The 12377-nt window shown below is 74.0% G+C and carries 12 protein-coding genes; 3 read left to right on the top strand and 9 right to left on the bottom strand.

From position 1 onward, the window contains the following. Positions 1–67: 67 nt before the first annotated feature. Positions 68–1495: an MFS transporter gene (locus OEB99_RS02750; protein WP_263508157.1), complete on the bottom strand. Its 1428-nt coding sequence runs from the start codon at positions 1493–1495 to the stop codon at positions 68–70. Between the two features lie 196 nt (positions 1496–1691). On the opposite strand from OEB99_RS02750, the gene OEB99_RS02745 reads away from it, so the two are divergent. Continuing rightward, entirely contained in the window at positions 1692–2540 is an 849-nt protein-coding gene (locus OEB99_RS02745; protein ID WP_263508155.1) for an NAD-dependent epimerase/dehydratase family protein, read from the top strand. Between the two features lie 12 nt (positions 2541–2552). Here the strand turns inward: OEB99_RS02745 and OEB99_RS02740 are convergent, their stop codons facing one another. Both OEB99_RS02740 and OEB99_RS02735 read right to left on the bottom strand, forming a co-directional pair. Beyond that, positions 2553–3293, bottom strand: a complete 741-nt coding sequence (locus tag OEB99_RS02740) for an alpha/beta fold hydrolase (protein WP_263508154.1) — start codon at positions 3291–3293, stop codon at positions 2553–2555. Positions 3294–3400: 107 nt separating this feature from the next. Next, on the bottom strand, positions 3401–4438 hold the full coding sequence (locus tag OEB99_RS02735; protein ID WP_411910643.1) for an aldo/keto reductase: 1038 nt from the start codon (positions 4436–4438) through the stop codon (positions 3401–3403). A gap of 60 nt (positions 4439–4498) precedes the next feature. On the opposite strand from OEB99_RS02735, the gene OEB99_RS02730 reads away from it, so the two are divergent. Continuing rightward, positions 4499–5134, top strand: a complete 636-nt coding sequence (locus tag OEB99_RS02730; RefSeq protein ID WP_263508152.1) for an SRPBCC family protein — start codon at positions 4499–4501, stop codon at positions 5132–5134. 111 nt (positions 5135–5245) lie between these two features. Here OEB99_RS02730 and OEB99_RS02725 read toward each other — a convergent pair whose 3' ends face one another. From OEB99_RS02725 to OEB99_RS02710, 4 genes are read right to left on the bottom strand one after another with little or no spacing between them, the layout of a single operon-like run. Then, positions 5246–6550, bottom strand: a complete 1305-nt coding sequence (locus OEB99_RS02725; RefSeq protein ID WP_263508151.1) for a Ni/Fe hydrogenase subunit alpha — start codon at positions 6548–6550, stop codon at positions 5246–5248. Further along, a complete protein-coding gene (locus OEB99_RS02720) occupies positions 6547–7374 on the bottom strand; it encodes an NADH-quinone oxidoreductase subunit B family protein (RefSeq protein WP_263508150.1) in 828 nt (275 codons plus the stop codon). The genes OEB99_RS02725 and OEB99_RS02720 overlap by 4 nt, the downstream gene beginning before the upstream one ends. Beyond that, positions 7374–8231 carry an FAD/NAD(P)-binding protein gene (locus OEB99_RS02715; protein ID WP_263508149.1) on the bottom strand — a complete coding sequence of 286 codons (858 nt, stop codon included), beginning with the start codon at positions 8229–8231 and terminating at the stop codon, positions 7374–7376. The genes OEB99_RS02720 and OEB99_RS02715 overlap by 1 nt, the downstream gene beginning before the upstream one ends. Then, positions 8228–9364, bottom strand: coding sequence for a 4Fe-4S dicluster domain-containing protein (locus tag OEB99_RS02710; RefSeq protein ID WP_263508148.1), 1137 nt, complete (start codon positions 9362–9364; stop codon positions 8228–8230). The genes OEB99_RS02715 and OEB99_RS02710 overlap by 4 nt, the downstream gene beginning before the upstream one ends. Before the next feature lie 195 nt (positions 9365–9559). On the opposite strand from OEB99_RS02710, the gene OEB99_RS02705 reads away from it, so the two are divergent. Continuing rightward, positions 9560–10024, top strand: coding sequence for a tRNA (cytidine(34)-2'-O)-methyltransferase (locus OEB99_RS02705; RefSeq protein WP_263508146.1), 465 nt, complete (start codon positions 9560–9562; stop codon positions 10022–10024). 120 nt (positions 10025–10144) lie between these two features. On the opposite strand, the gene OEB99_RS02700 is transcribed toward OEB99_RS02705, so the two are convergent. Further along, a complete protein-coding gene (locus OEB99_RS02700) occupies positions 10145–11164 on the bottom strand; it encodes an NAD-dependent epimerase/dehydratase family protein (RefSeq protein WP_263508144.1) in 1020 nt (339 codons plus the stop codon). Positions 11165–11228: 64 nt separating this feature from the next. Further along, a complete protein-coding gene (locus OEB99_RS02695) occupies positions 11229–12299 on the bottom strand; it encodes a DUF2087 domain-containing protein (RefSeq protein WP_263508142.1) in 1071 nt (356 codons plus the stop codon). Positions 12300–12377 lie beyond the last annotated feature (78 nt).

Raw genomic sequence — 12377 nt, 5'->3', positions numbered from 1 at the left:
CGCCTCGGTGCCGGTCGGGCGGGCCCCCGGACCGGTCGACCGGCACCCGCCGACGGTCGAGTGCCGGTCAGTCGGTGCGGCCGCGCTGGACCACGTCGACGACCGCCACCACGAGGGCAGCCGTGACCAGCGCGACGGTCGTCACCAGACCGTGGACCGCGGCGGTCGTGGCGTCACCGGCGGCGACCCCGCGGAAGTACAGCGCACCGACGAGCGCGACGCCTGCGGCGGTCCCGAGCCGCTGACCGGTGTTCAGCACCCCGCCGGCCGTGCCGGCCTGGGCCACCGGGACGTGCTCGAGCGTGAGGGTCACGTTCGGCGAGACCACGAACCCGCTGCCCAGCCCCGCGACCAGCAGCGGCCCGACCAGCCACCAGCCGATCACGTCGCCGGGGTCCGCGGCGAACACCAGGGCGGTCGCGACCAGGCCGACCGCGACCACCACGAGCCCGACCACCACGACCCACCGGCCCATCCGGCTGACCAGCCGACCGCCGACCGCGGCGGTCACCGCGGACCCGAGCGCGAACGGCGTGATCGTGAGCCCGGCCTGCAGCGGGCTGTAGCCGAGGCCGCTCTGCAGGTACAACGTCAGCACGAAGAACAGCCCGGTGAAGCCGGAGAAGTAGACCATCCCGAGCAACGCACCCGCGGCGAAGCCCTGCCGCGCGAACAGCGACGGCCGCACCATCGGCACCCGGCCGCGGCGCTCCTGGCGCCGCTCCCACCAGAGGAACGCCGCGAGACCGACCACGCCCGCCGCGAGCACGGCCGCGTCGACCGGAGCCCACTCCTCGGAGACCAGCGGCCAGAGCACCCCGACGACGCCGACGCCGAGCAGCAGCGCACCCCAGGGGTCGAGGTCGTGCGCGGGCTCGGGGTCCCGCACGGGGTCGATGTAGCACCGGGCCAGGACGATGGTGAGCAGACCCACAGGAAGGTTGACCAGGAACACCCAGCGCCAGCCGTGCTCGGGGCCCATCGCGGCCAGGATCACCCCGCCGAGCACCGGGCCGACCGCCGTGGAGATCCCGATCGTGGTGCCGAGCCGGCCGAAGGCCCGGCCCCGCTCCGCGCCGCTGAACAGCTGCTGGATCAACCCGGAGACCTGGGGGTTGATCATGCCGCCACCGACACCCTGGGCGAGCCGTGCGGCGACCAGCCACCCGGCGGCCGGCGCCAGCCCACCGGTGAGGCTGGCCAGGGTGAACACGGCGACGCCCGCGACGAACATCGTCCGGCGGCCCCGCGCGTCGCCGAGCCGGCCGGACGCCACGAGCACCAGGCCGAAGCTCAACGCGTAGCCGGAGACGATCCACTGCAGCGCGGCGTCGGAGGCGCCGAGCGCCTCGCGGATCGACGGTAGGGCGACGTTGACGATGCTCACGTCGAGCAGGGTCATGAACCCTGCGGTGAGGGCGACGCTGAGGGCCTTCCACCGTCGCGGGTCGGGTGCGGCCGGGCCGGCGGCACGCTCGGCGTTCACGTCGCTCATCGACCACGGAGCCTACGACCGTGGGCCGGTCCGTGCGGTCCGGGGCCCGGGCCCGAGCGCGTCCCGGCACCCGGGCCCGCGCCGGGTGCGCGGTCCGGAGTCCGCGGTCCGGAGTCCGCGGTCCGGAGTCCGCGGTCGGCCAGGTTCGGTCCCCGTACCCCGAGCACGCCGCACACCCCACGGGCAGGATGGAGCCATGGAGACGATCGCGGTCACAGGGGCATGGGGCAAGGCCGGACGAGCAGTGGTCGCGGACCTGCTCGCACACGGGTACCAGGTGCGGGCGACCGACCTGGTGGGCCGGGCCGGGCCGGACGCCGTGGAGGTCCTGGGCACCCCGCTGATGCTCGCCGACCTCACCGACCACGGCCAGACCGTCGAGGTCCTCGAGGGCGTGGACGCCGTGATCCACCTGGGCAACATCCCGTCGGACGGGCGCTACCCGGACGCGCGGACGCTGGACGTCAACGTGGCCGCCAACCACCACATGTTCCTCGCCGCGAAGACCCTCGGGCTGCGCAAGGTCGTCTGGGCCTCCAGCGAGACCACCCTGGGCCTGCCGTTCGACGTGCCGCCACGCTACGCGCCGGTCGACGAGGCCCACTTCCCGGTCCCGAACAGCACCTACGCCCTGTCGAAGGTGCTCGGCGAGCAGGCCGCGGAGCTGATCAGCGGATGGTCCGGGATCCCGTTCGTCGGTCTACGGCTGTCCAACATCCACACGGTCGAGGACTACGCGGCGGTGCCCGGGTACCAGGACGACGCACAGAAGCGGCGCTGGAACCTGTGGGGCTACGTGGACGTGCGCGACGTCGCGCTCGCCTGCCGCCTGGGCCTGGAGCGGGAGACCAGCGGGTCCCACAACGTCATCATCGCCGCGGCGGACACGATCATGGCGCGGCCCTCCGCCGACCTGATGGCCGAGGTCTTCCCGGACGTCCCGCTGACCCGCGAGCTGGTCGGCAACGAGACCCTGCTCGGGATCGACGCGGCCCGCGACCTGATCGGGTACGCGCCCGAGCACTCCTGGCGCGACCACGTCTGACCGCGGCGAGTCTCAGCGCACCGCGTCGGCCAGCGCGAGGACGCGGCGCACCGCGGCGTCCACCACCGCGGGCGCCTCACGTCGCACGTTGTGACCCGCCGCGGCGTGCACCACGGTCAACCGGTCACCGAGCGGCGCGGCGACCGCCTCGACCTGCGGCTCGTCGACGATCGCGCCGAGCACCGGGTCGCCGACCAGGAGGGTGACCGGCACCCGCACCTGGTCCAGGACCGCGGGCCAGTCCCGTGCGTCCCAGACCTGGGGCGTGTCGGCCAGCCGCGGGTCCACCCGGGTCTTCGACCGCGCCCACGGCGCCAGCTCGGCCACCGGCCACTGCGGGTTCCACACCGGCGCCAGCTCGAGCAGGTCCTCGACGGTGCGTGCCGCGTTCATCCGGATCGCCTCGTTCAGGTGGGCGGGTCCGCCGGTCCGGTCCACGTCCGGGTCCGCCCGCCACGCCGGGTCCTCGAGGACCAGGGCGGCGACGAGCGCCGGTTCGGCGATCGCGAGCTCCTCGGCGACCAGCCCACCCATCGAGTGCCCGACCACGACGGCCGGTCCGCCGCCGAGCTCGGCCCGGATCACGGCCGCGACGTCGGCCGCGAGCGCCGTGATCGTGAACGGGGGCTCGCCGAGGGGCGTGTCACCGTGGCCGCGCGCGTCGACCGCGACGACGCGACGGCCCTGCGCCCAGCCGGGCGCGAACGGCCCCCAGCACAGGCCGTCGTCGGTGACGCCGTGCAGCAGCACCACCGGCACTCCGGGACCGGAGCCCCACGTGTGCCATGCGACGTGTCCGGTCCGGCCGGAGACCGGGTCGCGCGTCGGGTCGGGTGTCGGTTCGCGGCCGGGCATCGGTGTCACGAGCCCGCGAGCAGGGTGTCGATCCGCTCGAGCTCGTCGTCGGACAACGGCGGCGCAGCGAGCGCGGCGACGTTGTCCTCGAGCTGCCGGACGCTCGAGGCACCGATGATCGCGGTGGTCACCCGCGGGTCGCGCAGGACCCAGGACAGCGCCAGCTGCGCCACGCTCTGACCGCGTGCCTGCGCGACCTCGCGCAGACCGCGGACCATCGAGAGGTACTCGGGCGTGATCCGCTCGGAGCGCAGGAAGTGTCCGACCGCGGCGCGCGAGTCGTCCGGCACACCGTCCAGGTAGCGCTCGGTGAGCAGGCCCTGGGCGAGCGGGCTGAAGACGGCGACCCCGACGCCGAGCTCCCCGACCGCCTCGAGCAGCGGCTCCGACTCCCCGTCCGCGACCTGCTCGAGCGCGCGGTCCAGCATGGAGTAGCGCGGCTGGTGGACCAGCAGCCGAACGCCCTCCGCGGCCAGCATCTGGGCCACCCGGCGGGTCAGGGACGCCGGGTAGTTCGAGATGCCGACGTAGAGCGCCTTGCCCTGCGCGACCGCGGTGAGCAGGGCCCCGACGGTCTCCTCGAGCGGGGTCAGGGGGTCGGGCCGGTGGGAGTAGAAGATGTCGACGTGGTCCAGACCCATCCGGGTCAGCGACTGCTCGAGCGAGCGCAGCAGGTACTTGCGCGACCCGCCGTCACCGTACGGCCCGGGCCACATGTCGTAGCCCGCCTTGGTGGAGATCACCAGCTCGTCGCGGTAGGGCCGCAGGTCGGCCGCCATCACCCGGCCGAACGCCTCCTCCGCGGCGCCGTACGGCGGGCCGTAGTTGTTCGCCAGGTCCAGGTGCGTGATCCCGAGGTCGAACGCGCGGCGCAGCGTCGCCCGTTGCGTCTCGTACGGCTTGGTCTCGCCGAAGTTGTGCCAGAGGCCGAGCGACAGCGGCGGCAGCAGGAGGCCGCTGCGCCCGCAGCGGCGGTACCCACCCGCGGCGGCCATGGCGTCGTAGCGGTCGGCGGCAGGGAGGTAGGCGGGCAGAGTGCTCACCGACCCACCGTAGGCCCCTCGACCCTCGCGCCGCGGCGCCCCGCGCGCTTGGCTAGCCGCATGCGCATCCGCCCCGTCCTGCTCACCGTCGCCGGCGCCGCCGCCCTCGTCCCGCTGGTCCGTGCGGCTCATCGCGCCCAGCTCGGCTGCGGGGCGACCGCGACCGAGCGGATCAGGACCCTGCCCGGCGACGGCCTCGTCCCGGTGCCCGACCTGGTCGCCACGCGCGCGATCGACATCGACGCGCCGCCGGCCGCGGTCTGGCCGTGGCTCGTGCAGCTCGGCCAGGGCCGAGCGGGGTTCTACTCCTACGACGTCCTGGAGAACCTGCTCGGGCTCGAGATCCACTCCTCGGACCGGATCGTGCCCGAGTGGCAGGACCTCGCCGTCGGCGACCCGGTGAACCTCGCCGAGGGCGTGCCGCTGGCCGCCGCGATCGTCGAGCCGGACGCCGCGCTGGTGCTGTTCGGCGCCGGGCCCCTCGACCCCGACGACGAGGACGACGCACCGCCGTACGACTTCTCCTGGGCCTTCGTCGTCGAACCGCGTGACGGCGGCACGCGGCTCCTGGTCCGCGAGCGCTACGCCTACCGCGTCAGCTGGGCGCCCGGGCTCGTGCTCCCGGTCTCCTGGATCAGCTGGCTGATGACCCAGCGCATGCTGCGCGGCATCCGGGACCGGGCCGGACGCGACTGACCGAGCCCCGCAGCAGCCCGGCCCCGCCGGGCAGGGGCCGGGCCGGGCCGGGCTGGGCTGACCGGGACCGGTCGGTCCGGGTCAGGGCCGGTGGTGCGTGCCGGCGTCCGCTCAGTGCCGGTCGATGCGGATGTCCAGGTCGTGCACCGAGCAGGAGATGCACGGGTCGTAGTTCCGGATCGCCTGCTCGCAGCGGTGCGTGAGGTCGTGGTCGCCCACCGCCACCCACCGCTCCGCGAGCTCGCGCAGGTCGGCCTCGATGCTCGGCTGGTTCTGCGCGGTCGGCGGCATGATCTGGGCGTCCAGGATCGTGCCGTCGTCGTCGAGCGCGTACCGGTGGAACAGCACGCCGCGCGGCGCCTCGGTGGCCCCGAAGCCCATCCCCGCGCGCGGCTCGACCGGCACCGACGCCGAGACCCCGTCGACCCACGCGTCGATGATCCGCAGGGCCTCCACGATGGCCTCGACCAGCTCGACGGCGCGCACCACGAGCGACCGGAAGGGGTTCCGGCAGGTCGGGCCGAGGCCCGCCTCGTGCGCGAGCTCCTTCGCCAGCGGCGAGAGCCGGTCGTGGTTCAGCGTGTACCGGGCGAGCGGCCCGACCACGTACGGCTCCCCGTCCAGCGTCGAGTGCAGCGCCGTCGAGTGCGGCACGTGCAGCTCGGCGAGGTGCTCGCGGAAGTCCCGCACCGGCCACACGTCACCGAGCGTGGTGACCACGTCGCCGGCCTCGATCGGGTAGCCGGTCGACGGGCGCAGCGACAGGTACGGGACGGTCTGCTCGAGGTCCGGGAAGTCGAACGTCGAGACCAGCCGCACGGTCGCCACCGCGTCCTCGAGCGCCTGCTCCAAGGCCGGGCGGAACGCGTGCAGCTCGGCCGCCTTCGGCCGGTGGTAGAAGCCGCCGACCTTGACGTTGATCGGGTGCACCGACCGGCCGCCGACCAGGTCCATCAGGTCGTTGCCGGTCTTCTTCAGCCGCAGCCCGCGGGCCACGACGTCGGGGTGGTCGGCGGCCATCTCGATCGCGCCCGGGTAGCCGAGGAAGTCCGGTGCGTGCAGCAGGTACATGTGCAGCGCGTGGCTCTCGATCCACTCGCCGCAGTACAGCAGCCGGCGCATCGCGCCGATGTGCTCGGGCACCGTGACCCCGCAGACGTCCTCGATCGCCATGCAGGAGCTGAACTGGTAGGCCACCGGGCAGATGCCGCAGATCCGCGCGGTGATGTCAGGCGGCTCGGTGAACGCCCGGCCGCGCAGGAACGCCTCGTAGAACCGCGGCGGCTCGAAGATCCGCAGCTCGACGTCGGTGACGTGACCGTCTCGGATCTCGACGTGCAGGCCACCCTCGCCCTCGACGCGGGCCAGCATGCCGACCTGGAGCGTCTGGGTCCGCTCGGAGACACCTGAGCTCATCGCTTGACCCCCGTCCCGCTCGCAGCCATCGCCCGTTCCTGGCGCTCGCTCTCCCGCCGGAACGGCTCCGACGCGGCGTTGAACGTCCGGTAGACCCGCATCGCGGCCTGCGGCGGCATGCCGGTGCGCACCAGGTGGTCGGTGAGCGACGCCGTGTTCGGCGTGTTCTGCGGGCCGAAGCAGCCGTAGCACCCGCGCTCGAACGCGGGGCACAGGGCGCCGCAGCCGGCCTGGGTGACCGGCCCGAGGCACGGTGTCCCGTGCGCGACCATGACGCAGGTGTTGCCGCGCCGCTTGCACTCCGCGCACACGCTGTACGTCGAGATCCGCGGCGTGCGGTGCTCCACCAGCGCGCCGAGCAGCTCGACGAGCTGGCCCTTGTCGATCGGGCAGCCCCGCAGCTCGTAGTCGACCGACACGTGCGCCGAGATCGGCGTCGACCGGGCGAGCGTGGACAGGTACTCCGGGTGCGCGTAGACCACGGACCGGAACTCGGCCACGTCGGCGAAGTTGCGCAACGCCTGGATGCCGCCGGCCGTCGCGCAGGCGCCGAGCGTGACGACCACCTTGGACATCTCCCGGATCTGGCCGATCCGCTCGATCTCCTCCGGCGTGGTCACCGACCCCTCGACGAGGGACACGTCGTAGGGCCCCTCGACCTGGGCCCGGGTCGCCTCCGGGAAGTAGGCGATGGACACCGCGCCGGCGACCGCGAGCAGCTCCTCCTCGCAGTTGAGCAGGCTGAGCTGGCAGCCGTCGCAGGACGCGAACTTCCACACCGCGAGCTTGGGCGGTGCAGCCGACCTCAGGGACTCGTCGAACATCACAGCTCCCGGATGCTCAGCAGGGGCGCGAGCCGGTCGTAGCCGAGCACCGGCCCGTCCACGCACGCGAACAGCTCACGGATCTGACAGTGGCCGCACAGGCCGACACCGCACTTCATGCTCCGCTCCAGCGACAGCCGGACCCGGTCGCCCGGCACGCCGCGCGCCACGAGCGCCTGGGCCGCGGAGCGCATCATCACCTCCGGGCCGCAGACCAGGGCGAGCGTCGCGTGCGGGTCGAAGCCGGCGCGCGGCACGAGGTTGGTGACCAGGCCGACCTTGCCGCGCCACGCGTGCTGGCCGTTGTCGACGGTCACCTCGACGACGACGCCGCGGTCGCGTGCCCAGCTGCGCAGCTCGTCGCCGAACAGGATGTCCTCCGGCGTGCGAGCGCCGTACAGGAGCACGACCCGGCCGTACCGCTCGCGGTGCGCGACGATCTCCATCAGCGCGGGCCGCAGCGGAGCGAGACCGATGCCGCCGGCGACCACGACGACGTCACCGCCCTCACCGTCGGCGACGTCCCACGACGTGCCGTACGGGCCACGCACGCCGAGCACCGCGCCGCGCGGCGCGGCGATCAGCGCGTGGGTGACCGCGCCGACGTCCCGGATGGTGTGCTCGAGCGGTCCGGGCCTGGTCGGGTCCCCGCTGATCGAGATCGGGACCTCGCCGACCCCGAACGCGTCGAGCATCGTGAACTGACCGGCCTTGTAGTGCAGCATCGGGCCGTCGACCGGTTCGAGGACGACCGTGAAGGTGTCCCGGGTGTCCTGCCGCGTCCGGCTGATCCGGTACCGCGACGGCGTCATGTGGTCGCGCACCGAGTGGCCCGGGCGGTCCAGGGTCGTGGTCATCGCATGCCTCCCGCCACCGGGATCCCCGCCGAGGCGCGGATCTTCGCGACCTCCGCGGTCAGGTCGATGCCCACCGGGCACCAGGTGATGCACCGGCCGCAGCCGACGCAGCCGAGCGCGTCGAACTGGTCCTGCCACGCGGCGAGCTTGTGGGTCAGCCACTGCCGGTACCGCGAGCGGACCTCGGTCCGCAGGCTGCCGCCGTGGATGTGGGCGAACTCCTCGGAGAAGCACGAGTCCCAGACCCGGCGCCGCTCGGCGTCGGCGCTGCCGAGCACCGACACGTCCTGGACCGTGGTGCAGAAGCAGGTCGGGCACACCATCGTGCAGTTCATGCAGGTCAGGCACCGGTTGCCGACGTCGTCCCAGACCGGGCTCTCCGCGGCGGCGTACAGCAGGTCGCGCAGCCCGTCGGTGTCCATCGTGCGGCCCATCCGCATGGTCGCCTCGGCCACCGCGGTGGTCACCGCGGCCTCGTCGTCGGCCGTCGCGGGCACGGTGTCGACCTCCGCGAGCACCTCGGCGCCGAGGTCCGTGCCGACCTCGACGACGAACCGGTGCGGGTCGCTCAGCTCGGTGAGCGCGAGGTCGTAGTCGGACTCCGGGTGCGGCCCGCCGCCCATCGAGGTGCAGAAACAGGTGCCGCCCGGGTCGGTGCAGGTCACGGCCGCGATGAAGGCGCCCTCACGGCGCCGCACGTAGCGCGCGTCGGGGAACGCACGCCCGGCGAGCACCCGGTCGTGCTGGGCCAGGGCCCGCAGGTCGCAGCCCCGCACGCCGAGGAAAGCCGTCGGGCGGACGTGGTCGACGCCCGTGTCGGTCACCTCGAACTGCGATCCACTGCGCCTGCCGCGCCAGATCAGCTCGTCCGGCGGGAACAGCGTCGCCTTCATCCCGGGCGCCGCTGCGGCCTGCGCGAAGACCTTGCCGTCGTCGCGCTCGGTGAGCCGGTACCGGCCCGCCTCCTGCTCGTCCCCGACGCCCCACGGCAGGTCGTCCGCGCCGTGCACCTCGGCGAGCGAGACCGCCCCGGTCCGCACCGTGGGTGCTACCACCGCGTACCCGCGCCCCTCCAGCACCTCGATCAGCCGGTCAAGCCCCTGGGGGAGCATGATGCGCGTGTCGTCCGCCATTGGACGCCTCCTCGCCGTGTTCCTCCTCACGGTTCGCCGTCAGCGCTGAGGGTTCCAGGGACCAAGGTCATGAAGCCCCGTACGGGTACGTCACACCCCGTCCGCGGCCCCGTCCACTGCCCCGTCCATGCGGCGACCGGCGAGCGGCACGGCCCGCAAGAGGGACCGCGCCGGGACACCTGGCAGACTCGGCGGATGCTCCACATCGTGCTCTTCGAGCCCCGGATCGCCGGCAACACCGGCAACGCGATCCGGACGGTCGCCGGCACCGGTGCGACGCTGCATCTGGTCGAACCGCTCGGCTTCGAGCTCGACGAGCCGCGGCTGCGCCGCGCCGGGCTCGACTACCACGACCTCGCCCAGGTGCGCGTGCACCCGGGGCTCGACGCGCTGCTCGACGCACTGCCCGACGCACGCATCTGGGCCTTCAGCGCCCAGGCCACGCTCCGGCACACCGCCGTCGACTGGCGCGACGGCGACGCGCTGCTCTTCGGGCCCGAGCCCACCGGCCTGCCCGACGACGTCCGCGAGCACCCCCGGGTGACCGGCCAGGTGCGGATCCCGATGCTGCCGGGCCGTCGGTCGATGAACCTCTCGAACGCCGCAGCCGTGGGGATGTACGAGGCGTGGCGCCAGCTCGGCTTCCCCGGAGCCGTCTGACCGGCGTCCGTTCCCGGTCGCCAGGACCACGCCCGCGCGAGCACGCGGCCGCAGAGGCTCGCCACCCGCAGGCACACCGACAGGGCGGGACGCCGTTGTCCCGCCCTGGTCGGCTCGGTCTCAGGCCGTGGTCGCGGCCTCGGTCTCCTTGGCCATCTCCTTGGCGGCCCGGCGCTCGGTCAGCTCACGCACCACCGCGGGAACCCGCGGGTGGCTGAGGTTGGCCCGCACCTGCCAGGCCCAGGTGTCGGCGACCGACTCGCCGATCGGACGCACCGGCATGGCGAGCTCGCGCGCCCGTGCGGTGTCGACCTGCCACACGGTGTGCGCGACGTCGCCCGGCAGGACGAACGGCATGTCGGTCCACGGCTTGACGCCGGCCTCGCGCATCTCGGCGTCGTGCAGGTTCGCGAACCGGGCCGGCTCGCGACCCGTCGAGCGCACGGCGTCCGCGCAGGCCTCGAGCATCTCCCCGAACGTGCACATCCCGGCCGGGCCGGTCGCGTTGATCGGACCGATCACCAGCTCCTCGGCGGCCGTGACCATCCAGGCGGCCAGGTCGCGGACGTCGATCACCGCGATCGGCTGGGAACGCGCCGCCGGGACGCCGACCCACTCCTCCGTCGCGATCCGGTGCAGCCAGGTGGTCAGGCGGTTCGTGTCGTCACCGGGGCCGATGATGATGCCGGCGCGCACGGCGAGGAGCCGCTTGCCGAGCGCCGCGCGCAGGATGCGCTCGCTCTCGGCCTTCATCGGGCCGTACTGGGTGAGGTCGTCGTCGGGGTGCATCAGCTCGTCGTCCTCGCCCTGGATCGGGCCGGGCGGCCAGTTCCGGTAGGCGCTGATGCTGGACACGTACACGTAGTGCGGGACCTTCTTGAACACCGCGGCGGCGGCGATCGCGCCCTCGACGGTGAACCCGCTGCAGTCGATCACCGAGTCGACCTTGTCGATGAACGGCGCCATCGCGGCGGAGAGCGACGCGACGTCGTCCCGGTCGGCCCGGACCCAGGTGGTCCCGGGCGGGGGCTCGCCCTTGTTGCCGCGGGAGACGGCAACCACGTCGTGTCCGGCGGCGAGAGCCGCGTCCACGACGGTGCTGCTGAGGAAACCGGTGGCCCCTAGCACGACGATGAGCATGGGCCCCAGGATGTCGGTCGGATCCGGATGTTTGAAGGGACTTAGGGCGGGTAATCGCGGCGGATCAGTCCCCACCGTCGGCGAGCGCAGCGTCGATCGCGTCCACCGCGCCGAGCCCGTCGAGGTCGGTGACCCGGGTGCGCCAGTACTCCGCGCCGTCCCGGGTCCGGGAGACCAGGCCCGCCTCGACCAGCTCTCGCCGGACCCCGACCGGGTCACGGACGAACCCGGCGAGCCGGCCGGTGAGCTCGCGCTCGGTCACCGGCTCGTGCACCGCGGTGACCCGCGTCGCGACCCAGGCGAGCACCGCGTCCCGGTCCGTCTGCCGCCGCGGCAGGGTCTCGAGCCGGCCGCGCACCAGGAACCGCCGGACGGCGGCATCCGGCTCGACGAGGGACTGCAGGGCCCAGACCTGGGTGCGCCACGCGGGGTGGTCGACGTCGATCACGTCGAAGTGGCCGCCGTCGACCAGGCTCAGGGTCGCCTCGGCGCCGCCCGCCCGCGCCGCCGCCACGTAGTCGCCGGACTGGGACGGCGGGACCAGGTCGTCGGCCCGGCCGTGCACGCAGCGGACCGGGACGTCCAGCGGTACCTGCCGGATCGGGTCGTAGGGCGCGTCGCCGGCCCCGGGCGCGTGGCCCAGGAGCTGTCCGGCGGCGCCACCGCCGAGCTCGGCCGCGGCGACCAGGTCGAGCACCGCTGCCTGCGCCACGACACCGGTGAGCCGGACCGCGCCGTCGCGTGCCCAGCGCTCGTGGCGGGTGCGGGAGGCGGCCCAGGTGGCGAGGTGCCCACCCGCGGAGTGGCCGAGGGCGAGGACCGTGTCGAGCCCGAAGCCGTGCTGCTCGGCGGCCGGGCGCAGCGCGTCGATCCCGGCGGCGAGGTCGTCGAAGGTGGCGGGAGTGCCGCCGCCGTCACCGACCCGGCGGTACTCGAGGTTCCACGCGACCCACCCCCGGTGAGCCAGGTCGGCCGCGAGCGGCCGGGCCCCCGCGAGGCCGTGCGGGACCCGCCAGAACCCGCCGTGCACCAGCACCACGACGCCGCGCGGCGGGCCGGCCGGCATGGTCAGCTCGGCGAACTGGTCGGCGTGCTCGGCTCCGTAGCGCACGAGCACCGGCGCGGTCACTGTCATGGCATCACTGTGCCATCCGCCCGGCCGCCGGCCCGACCGCACGGGCGGCCCGGGCCAGGACGGCGAACGGCCCCGGAC

Source organism: Actinotalea endophytica (assembly GCF_025717005.1).
Lineage (GTDB): Bacteria > Actinomycetota > Actinomycetes > Actinomycetales > Cellulomonadaceae > Actinotalea.
This window is presented reverse-complemented; position numbering and strand designations above follow the sequence as displayed.